Consider the following 22,817-nt stretch of genomic DNA (forward strand, 5'->3'; position numbering starts at 1 on the left):
GGTCGTAAAAAACTTGTAGAACAAAAAGTGGACAGAATTGTTTTCAACGTAGAAAATTCTGTTCAAGCAAGTGGTGGAGATGCCCTCGATGCACTAAAATCTACGCCAGGAGTTCAGGTACGTAACGAAGATATTTCCATTGTTGGCAAAAATGGTTTACGTGTGATGGTCAACGATAAAATAATACAACTTTCGGGCGAAGAACTCACTAACTACTTGAAATCCATAGCGTCCGACAATATCCAAAAGATTGAAGTTATCACCACACCGCCTTCCAAATACGACGCCGAAGGCAATGCGGGGCTAATCAACATCGTACTTAAAAAAGCCAAGGAAGACCATTGGAGTACCACTCTGCGAACTTCCTACCAACAAGGAATTGAAGGGAATTTACGCAATGGTGCGAATTTTTCCTACCGAAAAAATAAGTTTTCCGCTTTGGCTGATTTGGGATATACGAACGGAAAGCGACACTACGAAAATGATATTCATTTTTGGTATCCAAAAGAATATTGGGTGAATCGTTTAGAGTCTAAGAGTAAGGTGAAAATTTGGTCGCCTCTTTTAAATTTAAACTACGACCTAACCGATAAAAGTACTCTTGGGGTGCAATTTATGGGAAACTTTTTTAACAAGGAAATCAATGGTTCTACCGCAAATCGTGCGTATCTGTACAATAGCCCGAAACTGATGAAAGAATACATCACGTATCAAAACAAACCTGAAAATACTCAAAATCTGTCTGTTAATGTGAATTTCTTGCAGAAAATCGGAAAGAAAGGAGCTAAACTTACCATCGACACTGATTATTTCCATTATAAGAAAGATAGAAACGATGATTTAAACACTATTTTCTATAATTATCAACTAAATACGCAACCAAAATTATTTGGAAATTCTCTCTCAATGCAACAGATAGATAATTATTCTTTTAAGGCAGATATGGAAACACCTGTTTCGTGGGGAAATCTTTCTTTCGGAGCGAAAATTGCCCGAACACAGACCGACAATATCGCTCAATCTGACTTTCGTGATGAAAATCAAATAGAAACTCTTGCTCATAAAGACCACTTTCTTTATACAGAAGATACCCAAGCCTTGTACGCCGATTGGGCAAAATCTTTCGGAAAGAAATGGAGCGTAAAAGCCGGCGTTCGAGGCGAAAATACACAAACCAAAGGAGTTTCCGTTTTAGCAAATAATGAAACACACAAACGAAATTTCTTTAAACTTTTCCCGACATTATATGTTCAATATCAAATTAATGAGAATCACAACATTTCGGCAAATGTAAACCGTCGTATTTTTCGTCCGCAATTCTTTTCACTTAATCCAGGGAGAAACTATCAGAATCCGAAATCATATGTGGTAGGAAATCCGTTCTTGCAACCTTCCTATTCATTAGGAGCTACACTCAACTATTCCTATAAACATTGGCTAACACTTCAATTATCATATACTGACATAGAAGACAGCCGAACTCAAATCACATATCACAATCCTGATTTGGAAGAAACTCAAATCCGATGGGAGAATTTTGCCAATACCAATCGATGGAGTGCTTCGGTGAATATCAACAAAAGTTTGTTTTGGTGGTGGGAAATTTCTGCGTATATGGGAGCAACTTATGAAGATGCAAGACCTTATGTCGATTTATTCCCCGATAAAATGATAAGCCGAGGAGGTTATCAAAACTTGCAGAATACTTTTATGCTCAATGAAAGCAAAACTTTACAAGCAAATGTATCGTATTTCTATCAATTTCCGTGGGATAGTGGCACGAGAAGGGTTTCGGAGTCTTCAAGTTTGGATTTAGGTATTAAGTATTTAGCTTTCGACAAAAAATTGACTCTTGCCCTTTACGTGAATGATATTTTCAAAACTGAGGCAATGACTTTTACCTCTCATATTGAAAAACAAGATATTAAGGAAAGCTATCGTCAGTATTATGACAATCGTTACGTACGTCTTTCTCTTACCTATAAATTTGGAAATAGCAAAATTTCGGTACGAAAAAGAGAGGGAGGAAATGCAGAAGAACGTAATAGAAGTTAATACAATTCGTTTATTATTTTCTACATATTTTAGAGATTTATAATTCCTTAGAATATCTCTACTTTTAGCTTCGGGGAGTGTTTAAAAAACACTCCTTTTTTGTTTTATTAGTTCGAGTATTTAGGCGAAGACTGAAAACAAACGATTAACGCTTCAACTAATTAGGCGAAAGTAGAAAACGAGCGGTTTGACACTTCAACTAATTAGGCGAAAGCAGAAAACGAGCGGTTGACACTTCAACTAATTAGGCGAAAGCAGAAAACGAGCGGTTTGACACTTCAACTAATTAGGCGAAAGCAGAAAACAAGCGGTTGACACTTCAACTAATTAGGCGAAAGTAGAAAACAAGTGGTTGATACTTCAACTAATTAGGCGAAAGCAGAAAACAAGTGGTTGACGCTTCAACTAATTAGGCGAAAGCAGAAAACAAGCGGTTTGACACTTCGGGCAAATACCCAAATATAAAAAACGAGTGTTTTCTATATATCTACGTAGGATTTTTTGTTAGTTGCTAAATTAGTAATTACAGATAATCAATAATATTTTGAAAGTCTTACAGTTTTTAATGTCTTACCACTAGGAATTATACATTCCCTAAGTACTGCTTTACTGCTTGAATCGTTTTTGTTGCATTTCCGACAAAAACTTGTTCATCAACCACGATTACGGGACGAGCCAAAAAGGTGTAATGTTCTAAAATAAGTTGTTTGTACTCATTTTCTGTCAGATTTTCAGCTTTAAGGTTGCGACTTTTGTAAAGTTGTGAACGTTTGTTGCATAAAGCTTCGTAATTCCCAACCTTACTTTTCAAAAAGTCCAAATCAGTTTCCGAAATCGGTATTTTTTTGATGTCTTGCAACTCGAAATCTGTTGGGAGTTGCAAATCATTTAAAATGCGTTTACAGGTGTCACAAGAACTTAAATAATATACTTTTCTCATTGCTTTACCATCGAATAATTGCACTTGCCCATGTGAATCCACTACCAAAGGCAGCCAAAACCACCAAATCACCATCTTTAATTCTTCCTTGCTCAAAAGCCTCCGTTAGAGCAATTGGTATGGAAGCCGCTGTGGTATTTCCGTATTTCATGATGTTATTAAATACTTGATCATCACTTAGTTTAAATTTTTGTTGTATAAACTGAGAAATACGCAAATTGGCTTGATGTGGAATCAGCATGTTAATATCTTCCTTTGACAGTCCGTTATGTTGCAAACCTTCCTGAATAACTTCTGCAAAACGGATTACAGCATTTTTGAAAACATGTTGTCCGTTCATGTATGGAAAATAACTTACGTCCGTTGAATCATTTTCAGCAATAATATCTGTAACCCAACGATTTGCAATTCCAGGTGCGATGAGAGCTAACTCCTCGGCATGAATTCCCTCGCTATGCAGATGAGTTGACAATATACCCTTTTGTGGGTTCTCTTCTCTTGAAATGATAGCCGCTCCCGCTCCATCGCCAAAAATAACAGATACGTTGCGTCCTCGTGTGGTAAAATCTAATCCAGGTGATTGTGTTTCAGCCCCAATAATCAAAATATTTTTGTACATACCTGTCTTTATGTACTGATCAGCAACCGAAAGTGCATAAATAAAACCAGAACATTGATTCCGTACGTCCAAAGCTCCTACGGTTTTTAGTCCTAATTCCTTTTGAACTAACACACCTGATCCAGGGAAATAGTAATCAGGGCTTAGAGTTGCGAAAATAATGAAATCAATATCGTTTTTGTCGATTCCTGCATTTTCAATGGCTTTTAAACTTGCCTTAACCCCCATTGAAGTGGTGGTATCTTCGCCTTTTATTACGTGCCTACGCTCTTCGATTCCAGTGCGTTCACGAATCCAAGCGTCATTAGTATCCATCCGTTTGGACAGATCATCATTGGTTACTACATTCGCAGGAACATAGAAACCTAAACCTTTTATTTTTGAACGATATAACATATGAATTATTGTTATCTCAATTTGATTTTCTTAAAGATTTTAGGATAATTATGAAATTATGAATCTTTTTACTTTTCTAAAAGCTTTATCTAAAACTTTCTGACGATATTTTGAAAATCATTATTGAGTGGTTGATTTATCTGTTTTTTTCTTTTCTTTTTCTTTTTTATACAGAGGAATCAAGTAGGTGATAGTATAATTGAAATTCGCTCCGAATCGGCTTCCTTCACGGACTCTGTTGAATCCAGGAATCCAATAATTAGGAAAGCTATCCGTAGGATTTGCTATCATAACCCCTAATCGCAAACTTGCTCCGGCAAATAAATTGGTGAATAATTCTACTTTCATCCCTAAGATTACTTCCAGCCAATGAGCAGTTCGACCCTCATAGTTTCGTAACCAATTCGGATTGTTTCCTGTTGTATTTTCCTCCCAGTACGGATTGGTGGTATAAATCATGTAGGAAGTCAATTCCTGAGCAAATCGCGAAAAGGCATATCTTCCTCCCATATAAATCATATTTTCCATTCCATACCAATTATTGTAGGCATTATAATCTATTCCCAATCGGATAAATTGTCCAGTAGTTTTGTATGAAAAAAAATCTTCGTTTTTGGATCTATTTTCAAAACCTACTTCGGCAGCCAAATAATAGTTATAGTTCCACCGATAGTCCCCCACAAATTCCAATCCACTGTACCCCTTTTGTAAAAAGGAACGTATAGGTTTGCTAACGTCCATTCCTACGCGCAATCCATAGCGTTGTTTGTAGGTTGTTTCTTTTGTATCTTCTTGAGCTATAGTAGTTTGATAGAATAAAAAACTAATGATAAAGCTGTATGTGAGCGTTTTTTTCATTTTCTACTTCCGTTTTTGTAACGTTAATTGATTGTATCCAAGTATCATCAGGATTTTCGATGGTAGCACTCACAGTATTGTATGTAGCTTTAAAACCACATGCTCGGCTAACAAACTCTTCCTGTACCTGATATGTAAACGTGATGGTCGTCATATCTCCACCAGTAATTTCTCCCGTTGTGTTATTATAGTTTGCATTGCTTACCATAACATATGAAGTTTTGGGCTCGGCAACTTTCAATGGCAGAGCTATCGAATCGGTTGAAGCGTTGATTAACAAGGTGTTCTTTCCTTCTCCATAGACAATTAAATTTGAGACTTTCTTTTCCTTTTGGGTAGACATATCTCGGAAGCGAATCACTAATTGGGGTGTATTTACCTTTTGATCACACAAATCATCTGACTCACAAGATGTTATCCATAAAAAAGACAGTGCTAATAAAGGGATAACTATATAAAGTTTAGAATATGATTTCATTTAAACGGATTTTAGGTTGTAAAGATAGGAATTTATCATTTAACAAAACAATTCCGACCTGTTTTTTGTGTGAATTGAGGTGTCATTCAAAATCGCAACAGGATAATGTCATAAAAACTTCGTGAAAGTCATCTTTTTTAATAGACAACTTCAGCGAAGTTTTTATACATTTTACTTTAAATCAAATGATTAATTTCCGATTATTCTTTTCAATTCATTGAGTTTCATCAATGCTTCCACAGGAGTAATTGTATTGATGTCGATTTGTGTAATTTCGTTTTTGAGTTCTTCCAACAGAGGATCTTCAATGTTGAAAAAACTCAGTTGCATTTCTTTTTGAGTTGATTTCAAAGTTTCCGAAGTTGTGGAGGAAGAATGAGATTCTTCCAACTTTTTAAGTATTTTATTTGCTTTTTGGATAACGAATTGAGGCATTCCCGCCATTTTAGCCACGTGAATTCCAAAACTGTGTGCCGAACCTCCCGAAACCAATTTGCGTAGAAAAAGAACGCTATCTTTCGTTTCTTTAACCGAGACATTAAAGTTTTTAATACGTTCAAAACTTTCGGTCATTTCGTTCAGTTCGTGGTAATGCGTTGCAAATAATGTTTTAGCTTTGGAAGGATGTTCATGTAGGTATTCAGCAATTGCCCAAGCGATAGAAATCCCGTCGTACGTACTTGTACCACGACCGATTTCGTCCAAAAGCACCAAACTTCGTTCCGATATATTATTCAAAATGAGGGCGGCTTCATTCATTTCAACCATAAAGGTTGATTCGCCCATAGAAATATTATCACTTGCACCAACACGTGTGAAAATCTTATCAACAATCCCGATTTGAGCCGATTCTGCAGGAACAAAGCTTCCGATTTGAGCCAACAGAACAATTAACGCACTTTGTCGCAAAATGGCAGATTTACCTGACATGTTAGGCCCTGTAATCATTATAATTTGCTGAGAATCACGGTCAAGGTATACGTCATTAGCTATGTAGGGAACCCCCACAGGCAACTGTTTTTCAATCACAGGATGACGTCCATTCTTGATATTTAGAACAAACGATGCATCCATTTCAGGGCGACTATAATTATTTTCAATAGCAAGTTGAGCAAATCCACAAAGGCAATCGAGCTGACCTATAAGCGATGCATTTGTTTGAATTTGAGCAATATATTCATTTGTGAAAGATACCAATTCCGAAAAAATACGCTGTTCCAATTGGGATATTTTTTCTTCAGCTCCTAATATTTTAGCTTCGTATTCTTTTAGCTCATCTGTGATATATCGCTCAGCATTGACCAAGGTTTGTTTGCGAATCCACTCAGCAGGAACTTTGTCTCTATGCGTATTTCGAACTTCAATATAATACCCAAAAACGTTATTGCTATCAATTTTCAATGAAGGAATTCCTGTACGTTCTGTTTCACGTTTGAGCATGTCGTCTAAATAGGATTTCCCTGATTGTGAGAGATTTCTTAGCTCATCCAAATCTGCAGAAAATCCTTTGGCAACAACATTTCCTTTAAGGATGTTCACAGGAGCATCATCAAAGAGCGTATTTTTTATTCGTAAACAAAGTTGTTCGCAAGCGTGCATTCTATCTCCCAATGCTTTCAGATGTTCATTGTCTGAAAGTACGCAAAGTTGTTTAATGGGAGGTATCGCCTCCAAAGACATACGTAGTTGTACGACCTCACGAGGGGATATCTTTTCTGTAGCTACTTTTGAAATAAGTCGCTCAATATCACTAATTTTAGCAACTTGTTCTTTAACTTTATGTAGGGTATCAATGTGCTGCATGAAATGTGCTACTACTTCATGTCGTTGCTCTATCTGATTGATTTTTTTCAGTGGGAGCGCCAACCAACGTTTGAGGGTTCTGCTTCCCATTGCCGACGTGGTTTTGTCAATGATATCCAACAGTGTTACGGATTGGCTCGAAGTCCCTGTGTAGAGTTCCAAGTTTCGGATAGTGAATTTATCAAGCCAAACATAGGCATCTTCAACTATACGCTGAATAGAAGTGATGTGCTGTAATTTATTATGCTGTGTTTCAGAAAGATAAAAAAGAATTGATCCAGCTGCTAAAATTGCTTCAGAAAGTTCGTCTACACCAAAACCTTTAAGAGAATTAGTTTGAAAATGCTGTGTAAGTACCTGATTGGCATAATCTTGCTTATATACCCAATCTTCCAAAAAGAAAAGGTGGAAATCCTCTCCAAAGCTGTCAATAAAATCTTTTTTTTGTTTTTTAGCAATAAGAATTTCACTAGGTTTAAAATTTTGTAATAGTTTGTCGATATAAAATCTATCACCTTGTGCTACTAAAAATTCACCTGTGGAAATATCCAGAAAAGCGACCCCATTGGTTGTTTTTCCAAACCAGAGCGATGCTAAGAAATTATTGGACTTAGAGTGAAGTATATCATCATTCAGCGCTACTCCTGGAGTAACCAGTTCGGTAACGCCTCGTTTAACAATTCCTTTGACCGTTTTTGGGTCTTCCAATTGGTCACAAATAGCAACTCGATAACCTGCTTTGACCAATTTGGGTAAATACGTATTTATGGAATGATGCGGAAAACCAGCTAATTCGGTACGTTCGCTACCGTTATTTCTGTTTGTAAGCACAATATCAAGCACTTGAGCAGTTTTGACAGCATCTTCTCCAAAAGTTTCGTAAAAATCTCCCACTCTAAAAAGCAATAGAGCATCAGGATATTTTGACTTTATCTGATTGTATTGCTTCATTAAAGGAGTTTCTTTCGTAGCTTTTTTTGACACGGGGTTATTTTTTGTGTTTGCTTAATCCAGTTTTATTTAGTATTCTTCGTATTTTTTGTTTACTTTTTCGTGTGTTGTAACTTCTATTGAAATAAAACAGAAGTAATGCTAACCCAACGAAAATAGCTGAAAGAAACAAAAACACGTAGGTGGAAGAAAAAATCGTATTTAAATATAGAATTACCACAAGAACAACTAAGTTAATGAAAGCCAAAAACAAACTTGCCTTTCCGTGAGTAAGTCCTGTGTAGTCAATCAGTACATGGTGGATGTGGCTTCTATCGGCTAAGAAAGGTTTCCCATGTCGTACAATACGCGTAACAAAAACACGTGTAGTATCAAAAAAAGGAATAAATATAACAGCCAACACAACCCAAATTTTATTGATTGGTTTTATATGAGCATTTACTAACTCCTCCGGTGACAAGGAAAAAAATTTCAGCACCAAAAATCCGATAATGAATCCGACAATCATTGAACCTGTGTCGCCCATAAATATTTTTTTCTTTTCCGACAGGTTATATCGTAAAAAGGCTAACAAAAAGCCTATACAAAGAGCCGACAGGAGACAGTAGTAATGATTTCCTGATAAATAAAATATGTATGCGAAACTTGCAAAAATTACAATTCCGACCATTGCTGCTGATCCGTTGATACCGTCAATCAAATTGAATGAATTTACAATGGCCATCATAACCATACAAGACAGTAGCACTGAGATCCAAAAGTCAATTTCATTGATAAAAAAGAATCCATCTAATGAACGTACCCAAAGTTGTGTTCCATAAAACAAAATAAGGGTGGAGAGTACCTGACCAATGATTTTAGTTTTAGGCTGTACGCCTACTAAATCATCCTTTAATCCAATGAAAAAAAGTATACTTACGCTTGAGATGATGTTAGTTCCTATGTGATCAACGTCATAATCACGAATGAAAAATATGGTGAAAATGATGCTGATAAAAAAAGCAATCCCTCCCATTGTAGGCGTTCTCTGCGTATGTGAGCTTCTTTCGTTCGGATTGTCCATCAAGTTTTTATTTACAACAATGTAAATAATTTTTGGCAAAACAAGGTAACTCACCACGAAGGAGAGCGTGAAAACCCATATTATCGTTGCCATTAGTCCCTGTGAGAGTAGAAGTTCTTTCATAAAAAAATCTCTATTCCGCAAATGTACACAAATTAAAACGAATATTCAAATTTTTTATATATACTTAAGAAAGCTCACAAACTGTCTTTCTGAAAATTAAGTGTAAAAAACTGAAAATAAGTGTGTTGTGTCATTTGTGTATATGTAATAAGTATTACAGTTTGTCTGAATTTGAAGAACATTCTCTTTTGTAGAATAATACATCGGAAAGCTTGATTTTTTGCATAATAAAGCAATTCCAAAAAGTCTATTTTTAGTAATATACATTCAAAATCAAAGTTTTAAAAACTTTAATTCCACTTCAAATAAACTTTTTGCATAACCTTTCGTTTTTTTGATACGCCTTTAAAGTTGTTGCTTATTTCCTGTAGCATCTACTTTGTATGCAACTCCTTTTTCAATTAGCAATCCTTGCGTTTTAGGGCTGTATTTTTCCTTTCCATGTTTTACATCTATGTGGATAACCTTGCCTTCGTAATCGGTAGAAACGGCTTCTACTATGGAATGTCCTACGACTATCTTCTGCACTTGATAGGCTTCGAGTAATTGTTCTAATTCTTCTGAAGTAGCTTTGCTATAGTATTTGTAGTCGGTTACCAGACCGCGATACCAAAAAGGACCTTTTCGTCCAAGCAAGAAATTGGCTACACTATCATTTTCAGGCTTGTTATGTAGGTCTTTATCCCAATTTTCACGAGTGATTTCGTTCATATCTCCCAGTGTGAGACGCAATGGAATGATTTCGGGACTGAGTCCCGCGTGTACGAAAAGATAGTTTCCTATTTTCACAGAAATATTCTTGCTACGCAACCATTTACCAATTTCAGATTTTTTGGAATATAAAATTTTATAGCTTTCTTTGGTGGACTTATTAGGAGCTATCAGTTGTGCCAATTTGATGTACTTGTGGTCGGCATATTTATATTTTCCTTGAAAATTCATAATCTCGTGATTTCCCAAAACAAAATGGACTTTTCCACCCTGTTTTTTAGCCTCTTGTTCAAGTTTGTAAATAAGCCATAGGGTAGGAGTCACATGTTCGCCTCTATCCACAAAATCTCCGTTTAGCACTAAGTGACCTTTACCGAAAGTCCAACTAAAACTTTGGTTGATAATTCCGTTTTTTTCAAGAAATCCGCAAAAAGCGTCAAAATTTCCTTCAATATCTGAAATTGCAATCAGTTTTTCAGGCATTGGATAGGCTACAGAATCTTTTTCGAGCTGTTTATTTAGTGAAAAATAAAAAGTACTTTTATCTTTGTTAGGCACTTGCACTCGTAAGCTATCTTTTATTTCGATAGATTTTACAAGGATGTTATTTTCATCTACATAGTACAAGGTGTCATTGATGATATAAGGCCCGTCGATGCCATTTAACTCAAACGGTTTCTTTTCATTGATTTGAAACCGCATATTCTCGCGATCCCATCCGAAAATAATTTCTTCATCGTTTATGTACTTCATATCGAAAAAGAATATTTGAATCAGAAAATAGATAGGAGATAAAATCAATAATGCAAGGATAATTTTTTTGTTCATGAGATTTGATGTTTAAAATGACTCAAACTGTTGATATTGTTCTATTTGAACTCGATATAGTTTCTCGGATTTGCTGGGTAACCATTGCTCCAAAGTTCAAAATGCAGATGCGTACCTGTCGAAAATTCACCAGTGTTGCCAATGGTTGCAATCACTTCACCTGTTCGCACTTGGTCGCCTTGTTGCTTCACTAAGGTGGCGTTATGTTTATAAACCGAAACCAAATTCTGTTTATGCTCAATGATGATGACATTACCCGTAGCAACAGTCCATTCAGCAAAGATAACTGTCCCGTCAGCGACTGATTTGACTGCTGTACCCTCAGGGGCTGCGATATCAATACCAAAATGACGCTCTTGTGGTTTAAATTCGTTCGATATCACTCCTTTAGAAATTGGAGGAAAAAGTAGAATTTCTTTGTTTTGATATAAGGCCTTTTCGAAAACATTGTAACGATCTTCTTCAGCCACTTCTTGTCGCAATAACGAATCTTGTCGGCTTGGGCTCAAATCAATCGTTTTAGGGTCAATTTTATTGGATTCATAAATAGAATCTTTATTGATTTGGGTATATAGAATATCGCCTGTAAGTACTTTTTTTATAGAGTTTAGGTACAAATCGTTCTTTCGCATTTGGTTTTCCAACGAATCAATTTTAAACGCTAAATTAATGGTTTCTTGTTTGTTATTAACTTCTGAAAAACCTAAAATATATTGACGTAAGGGAGTATAGATGATAAATAGAGTCGTTGCAATGATTAAAAACAGTGAGAAAAGCGTCCCTACCACAAAGATATTCATACGACTTAGCCGTAGCGAAGCCTTTTCTTCATAGGTTTCCTCATCCATAAATACCAACCGGTATTTACTTAGCAACTTACGTCTGATGTATTCTTTTTTATTTTTCTTTTGGGAGCTCATCGTTCTACGTTTTATTCATTGGCATAAACAACCATATCGGACAGTATTCTGCTGCCCGAAATCCTTTACTATCTGATGTTCTTTTGTTTAAAGAATATTTACAACGCTCTCTATTTGAGGAACATATTTCTTTACGGTCATCTCAACACCGCTTTTTAGCGTCATTTGATTTACGCTACACCCCAAACAGTTACCTTCCAGTCTTACTTTAACGATTCTGTCATCTTCAATGTCTACTAAAGTGATGTCACCACCATCGCTTTGCAAAAACGGACGAATTTCGTCCAATGCCCTTAAAACGTTTTCTCTTACTTGTTCTGTTGTCATTTTTTTTGATATTTCTGAGTGAATCATATTGCCTTACTGTTATGTTTTTATTTTCAATTTTATATAGTTTGCCAGAATTTAAGATCAAACTATAAACTCCCACTTTTTGTCCTTAATTATTTACTGCATCCTGCCATAGTCGTGATTTTAATGGCTTCGGAAGGAGGTAAACTTCTATTGCGTTCTACAACACTTTGCACTACATTTTGTGATAATTGTTTGAATGACAATGCTAAAGGAGTATTTTCTTGTAATGCTGCTGGTCGTCCTACATCGCCTGCCTCACGGATGCTCTGCACCAAAGGTATTTCACCTAAGAATGGAACATTTAAATCTTCGGCCAGATTTTTAGCTCCTTCTCTTCCGAAGATGTAATATTTGTTATTAGGTAATTCTTCAGGAGTGAAATACGCCATATTTTCTACAATTCCTAATACAGGAACGTTTATTGTGTCTTGTTGGAACATTGCTACACCTTTACGAGCGTCGGCAAGAGCAATTTTTTGTGGAGTACTTACTACTACCGCTCCGGTTACTGGCATAGCCTGCATGATGCTCAAATGAATATCACCCGTTCCAGGAGGTAAATCTAATAGTAAGAAGTCCAATTCGCCCCAATCTGCATCAAAAATCATCTGATTGAGAGCTTTGGCCGCCATTGGACCTCGCCAAATCACAGCTTGATTTGGATTGGTAAAAAAACCAATAGAAAGCATCTTAACTCCATAATTTTCAATAGGTTTCATTTTTGATTGTCCTTCTACGGTTAATGATTTTGGCTTTTCATCGACCACATCGAACATAATCGGCATTGAAGGTCCATAGATATCAGCGTCCAACAGTCCTACGCTAAATCCCATTTTTGCTAAAGAAACCGCTAAATTGGCTGTTATAGTTGATTTTCCAACACCGCCTTTGCCTGATGCCACGGCAATAATATTTTTTATTCCAGGAATAGGTTTTCCTTTAATTTCTGGTTTCTCAGGAGCAATGACTTTTACATTTACGAACACCTTAGCTTTTTCGTACACCTCAGTGTGAATAGCTTTCATGATTTCGACTTCCGTGCGTTTTTTTGCTTGTAAACTCGGATTGTTTATCACCACGTCTACTACAACCTCGTCACCGAAAATTACAATATTTTGAACCGCACCACTATCGACCATATTTTTACCTTCACCTGGGGTGGTAATTTTCGTCAGTGCTGATATTACATCTTTTTTTTCTATTTTTATCATATCTCTATGCTATATTTACGATTGTGTTTTAATAATTTGAAATACTTTTTTGAGCTTGTATCTTATGTATTGAAAGATACTTGAATATTTTTTTTGAAAAACATTCATTCAATCTGCAAATATACAATTTTTAGGATTTAAATACTAATTTTATTTTTGCTACATTCAACCCCCAAACGCAATTTTTATGCCATGAATTCATGCAATAAAAGTCTTCATCTATGTACTGATATACTGTTGACTGTCAAGAGAATTAAATCTAAAGCACTATAAATTGAATTAAATTTACAGATATATCCAAAAAAATAATACCTTTGTAAATCAGAAAAGAAACTGATGTCACGCCAAAAATTCAGACATACCATTTTAAAGATGCTCGGATTATTCTCTTCCGTAAGGGGCTACAACATCTTGATGGTTTGTATAGCTCAGTACTTGGCAGCGATTTTTATTTTGTCGCAACGTGATTCTGTTCGTGAGGTGGTATTTGATATAAATCTGCTTATACTCGTTGCTGCGGGAGCGTTGGCTATTGCTGGTGGATACATTATTAATGGATTCTATGATAAAGAGAAAGATTTGATTAACAGCCCTTTAAAATCGATGGTTGATCGGTTAGTTGGACAAAATACAAAATTGACGCTTTATTTTCTGTTGAATTTTATTTCCGTAATCGTCGCGAGTTACGTGTCATTTCGAGCAGTAATGTTTTTTTCTGGGTATATCTTTTTAATGTGGTTTTATTCTCATCGGATTAAGAAAATCGTATTTTGGGGAAACCTGACTTCAGCAATATTAGCTATTATTCCTTTTTTCGCTGTTTTTGTATACTATAAAAACGTACATACAGTTATTTTTATTCACGCTCTGTTACTTTTTCTTCTGATACTTATCAAAGAACTTATTAAGGATTTAGAGAATTTAAAAGGTGATTTGGTGCATAATTACCAAACGATTCCTGTCAAATATGGTGAAAATAAGAGTAAAATTGTAATTTCATTGGTAGTTTGCGTGTGTTTTTCACCCATTTACGTACTACTACACCACTTTGATATTGGATGCATGTACATTTATATTATTTTTGTGGCCATCTCTTTGCTTTTTTTCACCATAGCACTATGGAAAAGTAATAAAAATCGTACTTATGTATTACTTCACAATTTACTCCGTGTGATTTTAACAATTGGTATTTTTAGTATTATGCTCGTGGATATGGATAAATTGACACGTATTCTGTTTTAATGTACTTCAGCGTAGCACCTTTTCAAATGCTTTTCGGGCAGAACCTCGGAAATAGACTTCTCCACAATATACATACCCCAACGTTTGAATAGAACGAAGCATCGGAATATTGTCGAAATTAGTGTCAATACGAAGGCTAAACGTGTTATTATCAACGCTTAATTCAGCTGCTTTTTGTAACATCCTTTTGCTCAAACCTTTACCTTTTCCTTTAGCGCTCACTGCCATGCGATGTACCACAGCATATGACTGTTCACTGACCCATTTGCCATCAATAGATTCATATGCAGGTTCAGCACCCAATATAAAAGCAAAATACCCTACTATTTCTGACTGAAATTCAACTACGTATCCATATTTATTTTGAATATCAGCAAATATGGTAGCTTCGTTTGGGTAACCGTCTTGCCATTGAGAGCTACCTTCTTGTTTCCGAATTTCTTTAGCAAAAAGAATAATTTCCCATATGGCTGAAAAATCATCAGTCGTAGCTATACGGAAATGATAATCCGAGAAAGTATTCATAACATAAAGGATTACTCCATAAATAGAAATAAATAAATACCATAACCTTCTTTTTCCATATCCTCTTTTGGAATAAAACGTAAGGACGCACTGTTAATGGAGTAACGCAATCCTCCTTTATGCAGAGGACCATCATTAAAAAGGTGTCCTAAATGGCTATTCCCTGTTTTACTCCGCACCTCAACACGGGTTTTTCCTCCTGATTTATGAGGTTTTTCTATGATGAGGCTATCGTCAATGGGACGCGTAAAACTCGGCCAACCAGAACCTGAATCATATTTGTCTGAAGATAGAAATAAGGGTTCTCCTGTGGTAATATCCACATAAATTCCCTTACGATTTTCATTCCAATAAAGGTTATCAAAGGGTTGCTCGGTAGCTTTCTTTTGGGTTACCGCATACTGCAAAGGTGTTAATTTTTTCTTTAAAAAGGATTGGCTTTCTCTTTTATATCTGGGTTTTTTCGGATTCGCCTTGCTGGCGTAAGCAAATAAATGAGGCTCAATATGACAATAGCCATTAGGATTTCTTATCAGATAGTCTCGATGCCAGTCTTCAGCAGGATAAAATACTTCAAGAGGTTTTCTTTCTACAACGATTGGACGAAAATACATTCGTTCGATTTTATTGAAAAAAGCGTCTGTAACAGCCTTATCTTTAGCGTTAGTGTAGTAGACTCCTGTACGATAACGAGTGCCTACGTCGTTACCTTGTTTGTTGAGACTGGTTGGATCAATCGTTTCAAAAAACAATTTAATTAGCAATTCCAGACGAACTTCTTTTGGATCATAGATAACCTTTACCGCTTCAGCATACCCTGTGGTGTCTGTGTTAACCTCTTCATAAATAGGCTTATTCGTATGCCCATTCACATAGCCCGGTTCGGTGGTGATGACCCCCCGAACTTGCTTAAAGAAGTGATCTGTTCCCCAAAAGCATCCTCCTGCAAAATAAATTTCTTTCATTGTTTCTGATTTCATAAAGACCCTTTTTTACTTATTTTCGTTCAAAGAGTTGATTAACCATCAGTTTTTGAACTTTTTACCAAGAATCGCACAAATATAAAAAAACATATTATCTCCGCAAAAAAAACTTTTGCTAAGCCAATGTATCTCTATCCTACTTATTTTTAAATAATTCCCATTTTTTTCATCAAAAAGGTAGCATTTTTGTTTTGGCAAACACCTTCTTTGAGTTTGTAATCAAAATGTAACTCATTGTTAATTATTTCTACTTCAAAGCATTGATTTTTAAGATGATGTGGGTACTCTGATTCTAATTTACACACTTCCAAATCATGTGTAGCGATGATGCCTATAGCATTCAATTCAACCATTTTCTCAATAATTTTCACTGTACCTGATTGCTTATCCTCGGAATTTGTTCCACGCAAAAGTTCGTCTAAAAGTACAAAACATGGTTCTTGTTGAAGAGTTTCCATAATCTGCTTCAATCGATCTATTTCTGCAAAAAAGTAAGATTTCCCATCGTTAAGCGAATCTGACAAACGCATGGAGATGAGTATTTTCATCGGATGTACATTTGCTTTTTTAGCACAAACGGGTAGTCCCATAGAGGTTAAAAGTACATTCACTCCCAGCGTTCGCAGAAAGGTACTCTTTCCGGACATGTTTGAGCCTGTTAGTATCACAAATCGGTTTTCTTTGAATGAAATAGAATTAGTTACGCGTTGATTTTCAGCAATTAAAGGATGTCCTATATCCACAAAACTTACTTCAAAATGGGCGTTCAGTTCAGGGAAAACAAACTCTGGATGGTTGTATTTAAAGTTTGCTAAACTGCACAAAGCCTCCATTTCGCTAATCACATCCAACCAAGTAGCAACGTGTTCCGCGTTAATTTTCTTCCACAAAATCAGCTTGTTATATTGATGTAGATGATAAAGAGTAAATCCATTTAGTACCCAAGAAAAGATATTCAGCACATTATCCATATTGTCTAGCAAACGAGCTAACGAACGAGTCAACTCACTTGCCCTTTGGTTGTTTTGGATTAACTGTTGTTGTAACTCACAAATTTGTTTTGATTTAAAACTTTCTTTTTCAATAAGTTCTATATTCTTCCTTACGGAATACAAGGTGTCGTAGATCCCTTCAAATCCCTGCTTATTTTTAAGTATATGCCGTAACTCCCATCCAAAAACCATCAAATTGATAACAAATAAGGTATTTGCCCACATCTTCATATCGGCATAATCGAAAATATACCCTAAAATGATAAAACTTAATAATAATAAAGGAGATAGATAGATAAAAACTCGCAAAGGGAATGAAAAAAGGACTTCTTTTCGTTCTTTCCAAGTGCTAATTTTCTCAGCTGTATGTTGATTATCGGGTGCTTGAGAAGCAACAGCCATAAAATCTTGTCTCCATTCCAATTTTTCGGATAATTCTGCAATGGTGGCTTGTTTTTCAGGAATGTACTTATTATCGGTACGCAAGAAATGTGCTGCCAGTTGTTTTTTTCCCGAAAAAGTTACCGCTCTGTTGATATAATGAAACAATGATTTCTCACCAAAAATGTCTAAATCATATGCATATGGATGTTCTTTATCCTGAAAATCAAAGCCATTATCGTAAAAATAGACTCCTTTTTCGAGAAAATCGATTTCCTTTTGATTGATGTCTATTTTTGATTTCTCTATTTTGCGGAGATACGATATTTTTTTATGTTTTACGACTAAAAATAGAAAAAATATCACGAAAAAAAATATTCCAACAAGGTATAAAAGCGAAAAATTTGTAAAAGATAAATATCCTAAAAACAGAATACTAATTGCTACACATAGCCGTACAGCTCCAATAATATTATAGATTTTTGTATACTTTTGATGTAGATCTTTAGCCTTTTCTAATTGTTTTTTGTATGCAGGAATCATTTCTTTTGATTATAATTTGCGTGAATTTCTATAATAAATTGAAGCCAAACATTTGGACTCCACAAATCTTAGGCAAAGATACAAGAAAATAAGAATTATTTCTTATTTTCAATATCATAAATGGGTATCAATACGGGTCATAATTCCCTAAAAAGAAGCAAAAGAGTAATTCTTGGTAAGTACGTATAAGTTTAAATTTTACTTTATAAAAAGTGAATTTTAGGATTCGATTTACCATCTAAAAAATCCTCTGAAAACATTTCTTGATTCCAGAAATAATTCGTACTTTTGTTCGACAAAATTTTTAAAAAATGGCAAAAACAAGAATATTACTAACGGGTGCCGGCGGACAATTGGGTAGTGAACTGACGGAAGCTTTGGCAGAAAAATTCGGAGCTGAGAACATTGTAGCTACCGATATTAATGAAAAAGTTGCTGAAAGATTCTCGTACTGCACTTTTGAAGTATTAGACATCCAAGATGCACAACGGTTAGAACAATTAGTAGATACCTACAGAATCACACAAGTGTATCATTTAGCTGCGCTTCTTTCGGCAGTAGGAGAACGAAATCCCTTATTCACATGGAATTTGAATATGAATGGGTTGTTGAACGTTCTAGAAGTTGCTCGAAAGAAGAATTTAGACAAAGTATATTGGCCTTCATCAATCGCCGCTTTTGGAGTGAATACCCCTAAAGAAAACACTCCACAAGAAACAGTTACGGAACCTAACACAGTTTATGGAATCACCAAAGTAGCAGGTGAGTTGTGGTGTCAGTACTACTTTGAAAAGTTCGGTGTGGACGTTCGAAGTCTTCGCTACCCAGGACTTATCGGCTATAAATCACTTCCTGGAGGAGGAACTACTGATTATGCCGTGGATATCTACCACAAAGCCATTGCAGGTGAAACTTTTTCGTGCTTCTTAAACGAAAACACCTATCTACCAATGATGTATATGCCTGATGCCATCAAAGCAACCATAAACTTGATGGAAGCCCCAAAAGAACAAGTGAAAGTACGAACTTCGTACAACGTATCATCATTATCCTTTTCTCCTAAAGAAATTTATGACAGTATCGTAAAAATAATCCCTGATTTTAAGATTAAGTATGAGCCTGATTTCCGTCAGAATATTGCCGACAGTTGGCCAGATAGTATTGACGACTCAGCAGCTCGAAATGATTGGGGATGGAATCATGATTTTGATTTGGACAAAATGTCGGAAGATATTATCAAAAATTTGAAATAGTTGTAGGATAAAACAGCAACGTAAAGGACTGTCCGCAGAGGTTTTAGTGATTCTCTTGCCAAGTTTGAATGACAAAAATCGACTCCTCGGACAGTCTTTTTTGTGCTTCTAAAAAAAGAGTATCTTTGCAAAAAATCCATAAACAGTAGTAGCATCTCAGCGGAATAATTCCTAAGAATAGTCTGATGAACACAAATATGTATCTAAAAAAAATAGCAGTTGTAAATTACAGAAATATCTCCACAAAAAATCTTCTGTTTGAATCGGGAATCAATTGTTTTGTTGGGAATAATGGTGTGGGCAAAACCAATCTGTTGGACGCTATCTACCATTTGGGAGTCGGAAAGAGTTACTTCAATCCATCGGCATCGCAAAATATTCGTCATGGCGAAGAGTTTTATATGATTGAAGGACTTTTTGAACGAGAAAATCGGGAGGAACAGATTGTATGTAGCATTAAAAAAGGGCAAAAGAAAATTATCAAGTGCAATGGGAAAAATTACGATCGGATTACGGAACATATAGGGAAATACCCCATGGTGATCATATCTCCTGCTGACACAGACCTCATCGTAGATGGAAGCGAGGTGCGACGAAGATTTTTAGACAATGTTATTTCCCAATCCGATACCGCTTATCTGGATACGCTCATTCGTTATAACCGAGTGTTACTGCAACGAAATACGATACTTAAACAATTTGCAGTAAATCAGTATGTTGATTTACTGACTCTTGGGATTTATGACAAGCAATTGGCTGAACTGGGACAGCATATCTACCAAAAAAGAACCCAGTTTATGGAAGCCTTTTTACCTGTTTTTCAGTATCAATATGAATATCTATCCGAAGGCAAAGAGCAAGTAAGCCTAAGTTATGAAAGTGCTTTGCATACTGCCTCTTTATCCGAGTTATTGAAACAGAATTTGGAGAAAGATCGCATATTGCAATACACCTCGCAAGGCATTCATAAGGATGACTTGCTCTTTGAAATTGATGGATTTTCGATGAAAAAATACGGAAGCCAAGGACAACAAAAATCCTTTCTGATTGCATTAAAACTATCTCAATTTGAAGTTATTAAACAACAGTTGAGAGTAACCCCAATATTCTTGTTGGACGATATTTTTGATAAATTAGACGACAAACGTGTGGAAAAATTAATATCATTGGTAACACAACAACATTTTGGACAGTTATTTATCACCGACACTCATTATGACCGTACAGAATCGGTGGTAAAAAAAAGAGGAGTGCCGTATCAAATTTTTAAAATATAGTTATAAAAAAGGAGAAGCCATCCGAAAAGTTTTATTTTTAAGCTAACGCGCTTCTTGTTGTTCTGAGATTTACCATATGGTGCTTATTAACACACGTTATGGATTTAAAACAAAACTTTTCGGACAGCCTCCCCACAAGAGAGATGATAAAAATGTTTGAATTGTTCCTGAATGATATTTACTTTTTGGGGTTAATACGAACTGTTACTTGTATCTGATTTTCAGGATTATAATTCATGTCAATCCGGCTTATTTTCGCAGAAAACAAATCGGTGTGTCCCAATTGCAAAAACTTAGTAATATCCTTATTATCAGTACGAGGAATGTACCCCAACATTGTATTTCCATAAAGAATTTTCACCGCATTAGCATCATACCCATTAGTAGGTTCTGCCTCAAGCTGAAGTACTGTACCTACTTTTAATTCATCAATCACATCAACTCCATCCCAATAGGTGAACCCCGCGATGTTAAATGTAGTATAAAATTTACTGACTGCCATAACTTATATTTTTTGGTTTCTGATGCAAAAGTATAACGAATGTATGCAGTACATCTGCATATATTCATTTTGTAAAGAGTAAGTAGCTGTAAAAAAGTTATGAATTTCGGTCAATAGCTTCTTTTATTCGAGATAACATTTTTTCTTTCAGATGATTAGGAGCTATTATTTTAATTTTATCAATATATCCCAACAATAAATTTTCTAATTCATAATTGATGATAAGTTGTAATTCTATTCGAGTTGTTCTCTCATTCTTCTGTTTAATCTTTTGTGAACCGTGCAATGGTTTGGTTATAACATAGGGCATCAGTACGTTGTCAACTTCCAAGATGATAGTTTCCACCTCTTTGTCCAACACAGATACTCCGATAATATCCTCAAAGTGTTCATCAAAATCTATAAATGTATTTTCTACATAAGGCACAGAAACCATTGATATGTGTTCAATTCGGTCAATGGCAAAATTAGTAATCATTCCCTTATCTTTCAGGTGATTACAAAGTCCAAATAAAAACCATCGGTTATTATATTGTTTTAAAAAATAGGGATGGAAAACATATTTTTTTGTTTCATCATTGAATTTTCGATAGTGAAGTTCTACGGTTTGTTTATTAATGATAGCATTAAAAACGTGAGAAAACCAATGAAGTCCTTTGAGGTAAGGGTTATGCTCAAATCCAACTACGCTAACCACGCTTCCTTTTAGCTTAAAGGAATCTTCAAAGCGAGTGAGTATTTCCTCCATCCACCCGAATTGAGGCATTCCTTTGAAGCGGTTTAACATGCAAATAGTCTCTTTCAACTGACGAATTTCAGTTTCATTAAGTAATTGGTTGTTAATGGAGTATCGACTATCCTCATAACGATAAAAAACGCGTCTTCCTTCTCTACATCTCTCTAAAGCAATACTCCAACCTGCTTCGCTTTCCATAAAAGAAATATCTTCCTGTACTTGACGCTTTTTAACTCCTTCAGCTATTCCCGAATATTCATAAATAGCTTGATTACAAGCCTCTACTAAGTCTTCAATAAAATATTTTCTGCCAGTGTTTCGGAAGCAACGATCTAAGGTCTGATACCGGATTTGAGCATGTTTGTTGGTTGCCATTTTCTTACAACTGCTTAATCCCTTTGATAAAAATCCATTTCATAAAAAGTTTTTCGCCGGAATCCGTTTGGATTGCTGCAAATCGAGGCGAGAGGAAAAGTGTTACTACCCCCGAAATGATGGATGCAGTTAATCGTTCTAACTCGGGAAAGAAATAATTAATTCCCAATCGGATAGTGATAAAAATCAACCCAAAACAAAGAAAATTGAATAAAAATGCTTTACTTTTTGCTGTCATTTTTTTATTTATATGTTTATAGCTGTACCAACCGAGAGGTTTAACAGATATTCTTCATCAGGAATATCCCTCGGATAGTTTTATGCAGTTTTTTTTTTTTTTTCAGGCAAACACCCTATTTTTTCTACAAGAAAATAAATTTCTGTACGGAGAGAAAGGAACTACCGTTGTCGTTTTACAGAACCCGTAAGGCTACTGGTAGCCTCTTGGATTTCTTCTTTTACTTTGTCAATTTCGTTCTTAGTGTCTTCAAAAACAGAGGTATCGATATTATTCTGCTCGGCACTTCTTTTTATTTCAGACTTAATCTCGTTGGTAGCGTCACGCAATTGTCGCATACCTTTCCCTAATCCACGAGCAATCTCAGGGATTTTGTCTGCTCCAAAAACGATCAGCACAATGAACAAAATAAAAAATATTTCAGAAAAACTCATTTGTTTAGTTATTAATTATTAGCCAT

Annotated in this window: 21 protein-coding genes; 4 read left to right on the top strand and 17 right to left on the bottom strand. The window is 35.5% G+C overall.

From position 1 onward, the window contains the following. A partial coding sequence (locus CCAND38_RS00760) for a TonB-dependent receptor domain-containing protein (RefSeq protein ID WP_042343036.1) occupies positions 1–2,055 on the top strand: 2,055 nt, incomplete at its 5' end. A 583-nt stretch (positions 2,056–2,638) separates the two neighbouring features. On the opposite strand, the gene CCAND38_RS00765 is transcribed toward CCAND38_RS00760, so the two are convergent. The 10 genes from CCAND38_RS00765 to CCAND38_RS00810 form a co-directional block, all read right to left on the bottom strand. Further along, positions 2,639–2,995 (bottom strand): arsenate reductase family protein, encoded by a 357-nt coding sequence (locus tag CCAND38_RS00765; RefSeq protein WP_042343082.1) that lies wholly within the window; start codon positions 2,993–2,995, stop codon positions 2,639–2,641. A 4-nt stretch (positions 2,996–2,999) separates the two neighbouring features. Further along, on the bottom strand, positions 3,000–4,010 hold the full coding sequence (locus CCAND38_RS00770) for a 3-oxoacyl-ACP synthase III family protein (RefSeq protein ID WP_042343037.1): 1,011 nt from the start codon (positions 4,008–4,010) through the stop codon (positions 3,000–3,002). Between the two features lie 120 nt (positions 4,011–4,130). Next, positions 4,131–4,868, bottom strand: a complete 738-nt coding sequence (locus CCAND38_RS00775) for a DUF6048 family protein (protein WP_042343038.1) — start codon at positions 4,866–4,868, stop codon at positions 4,131–4,133. Further along, complete coding sequence (locus CCAND38_RS00780; protein WP_042006871.1) at positions 4,834–5,346, bottom strand: DUF6452 family protein; 513 nt, start codon at positions 5,344–5,346, stop codon at positions 4,834–4,836. Before CCAND38_RS00780 ends, CCAND38_RS00775 begins: the two co-directional genes overlap by 35 nt. 189 nt (positions 5,347–5,535) lie before the next feature. After that, positions 5,536–8,100 carry a DNA mismatch repair protein MutS gene (mutS, locus tag CCAND38_RS00785; RefSeq protein WP_082024926.1) on the bottom strand — a complete coding sequence of 855 codons (2,565 nt, stop codon included), beginning with the start codon at positions 8,098–8,100 and terminating at the stop codon, positions 5,536–5,538. A gap of 37 nt (positions 8,101–8,137) precedes the next feature. Continuing rightward, complete coding sequence (locus tag CCAND38_RS00790; RefSeq protein WP_082024924.1) at positions 8,138–9,286, bottom strand: glycosyltransferase family 4 protein; 1,149 nt, start codon at positions 9,284–9,286, stop codon at positions 8,138–8,140. Positions 9,287–9,631: 345 nt separating this feature from the next. Next, positions 9,632–10,750 carry a metallophosphoesterase gene (locus tag CCAND38_RS00795; protein ID WP_231549980.1) on the bottom strand — a complete coding sequence of 373 codons (1,119 nt, stop codon included), beginning with the start codon at positions 10,748–10,750 and terminating at the stop codon, positions 9,632–9,634. A gap of 116 nt (positions 10,751–10,866) precedes the next feature. Next, positions 10,867–11,745, bottom strand: coding sequence for a M23 family metallopeptidase (locus tag CCAND38_RS00800; RefSeq protein WP_042006867.1), 879 nt, complete (start codon positions 11,743–11,745; stop codon positions 10,867–10,869). A gap of 87 nt (positions 11,746–11,832) precedes the next feature. After that, on the bottom strand, positions 11,833–12,072 hold the full coding sequence (locus CCAND38_RS00805) for a NifU family protein (RefSeq protein ID WP_042006893.1): 240 nt from the start codon (positions 12,070–12,072) through the stop codon (positions 11,833–11,835). 116 nt (positions 12,073–12,188) lie between these two features. Then, on the bottom strand, positions 12,189–13,310 hold the full coding sequence (locus CCAND38_RS00810) for an Mrp/NBP35 family ATP-binding protein (protein WP_439096191.1): 1,122 nt from the start codon (positions 13,308–13,310) through the stop codon (positions 12,189–12,191). 336 nt (positions 13,311–13,646) lie between these two features. On the opposite strand from CCAND38_RS00810, the gene CCAND38_RS00815 reads away from it, so the two are divergent. Further along, positions 13,647–14,552 (top strand): geranylgeranylglycerol-phosphate geranylgeranyltransferase, encoded by a 906-nt coding sequence (locus CCAND38_RS00815; RefSeq protein WP_197063236.1) that lies wholly within the window; start codon positions 13,647–13,649, stop codon positions 14,550–14,552. Between the two features lie 6 nt (positions 14,553–14,558). Here CCAND38_RS00815 and CCAND38_RS00820 read toward each other — a convergent pair whose 3' ends face one another. The 3 genes from CCAND38_RS00820 to CCAND38_RS00830 all read right to left on the bottom strand — a co-directional run bounded on the left by CCAND38_RS00820 (position 14,559) and on the right by CCAND38_RS00830 (position 17,799). Next, entirely contained in the window at positions 14,559–15,077 is a 519-nt protein-coding gene (locus CCAND38_RS00820) for a GNAT family N-acetyltransferase (RefSeq protein ID WP_042343041.1), read from the bottom strand. 11 nt (positions 15,078–15,088) lie between these two features. Beyond that, complete coding sequence (gene msrB, locus CCAND38_RS00825; protein ID WP_052458053.1) at positions 15,089–16,057, bottom strand: peptide-methionine (R)-S-oxide reductase MsrB; 969 nt, start codon at positions 16,055–16,057, stop codon at positions 15,089–15,091. A gap of 149 nt (positions 16,058–16,206) precedes the next feature. Continuing rightward, positions 16,207–17,799, bottom strand: a complete 1,593-nt coding sequence (locus CCAND38_RS00830; protein WP_338083610.1) for a MutS-related protein — start codon at positions 17,797–17,799, stop codon at positions 16,207–16,209. Between the two features lie 488 nt (positions 17,800–18,287). Here CCAND38_RS00830 and CCAND38_RS00835 point away from each other — a divergent pair, with 488 nt between their 5' ends. Continuing rightward, positions 18,288–19,229, top strand: coding sequence for an NAD-dependent epimerase/dehydratase family protein (locus CCAND38_RS00835; protein WP_042006861.1), 942 nt, complete (start codon positions 18,288–18,290; stop codon positions 19,227–19,229). A gap of 197 nt (positions 19,230–19,426) precedes the next feature. Then, complete coding sequence (gene recF / locus CCAND38_RS00840; protein ID WP_042343089.1) at positions 19,427–20,506, top strand: DNA replication/repair protein RecF; 1,080 nt, start codon at positions 19,427–19,429, stop codon at positions 20,504–20,506. Positions 20,507–20,684: 178 nt separating this feature from the next. Here recF and CCAND38_RS00845 read toward each other — a convergent pair whose 3' ends face one another. The 4 genes from CCAND38_RS00845 to CCAND38_RS00860 all read right to left on the bottom strand — a co-directional run bounded on the left by CCAND38_RS00845 (position 20,685) and on the right by CCAND38_RS00860 (position 22,791). After that, positions 20,685–21,008, bottom strand: coding sequence for an HIRAN domain-containing protein (locus tag CCAND38_RS00845; protein WP_042006857.1), 324 nt, complete (start codon positions 21,006–21,008; stop codon positions 20,685–20,687). Positions 21,009–21,105: 97 nt separating this feature from the next. Next, a complete protein-coding gene (locus tag CCAND38_RS00850) occupies positions 21,106–22,119 on the bottom strand; it encodes a helix-turn-helix transcriptional regulator (protein WP_042343043.1) in 1,014 nt (337 codons plus the stop codon). Positions 22,120–22,123: 4 nt separating this feature from the next. After that, entirely contained in the window at positions 22,124–22,357 is a 234-nt protein-coding gene (locus tag CCAND38_RS00855) for a hypothetical protein (protein ID WP_042006853.1), read from the bottom strand. Positions 22,358–22,518: 161 nt separating this feature from the next. Further along, positions 22,519–22,791: a Sec-independent protein translocase subunit TatA/TatB gene (locus CCAND38_RS00860; RefSeq protein ID WP_042006851.1), complete on the bottom strand. Its 273-nt coding sequence runs from the start codon at positions 22,789–22,791 to the stop codon at positions 22,519–22,521. Between the last annotated feature and the right edge of the window lie 26 nt (positions 22,792–22,817).

This window comes from Capnocytophaga canis (assembly GCF_000827555.1).
Classification (GTDB): domain Bacteria; phylum Bacteroidota; class Bacteroidia; order Flavobacteriales; family Flavobacteriaceae; genus Capnocytophaga; species Capnocytophaga canis.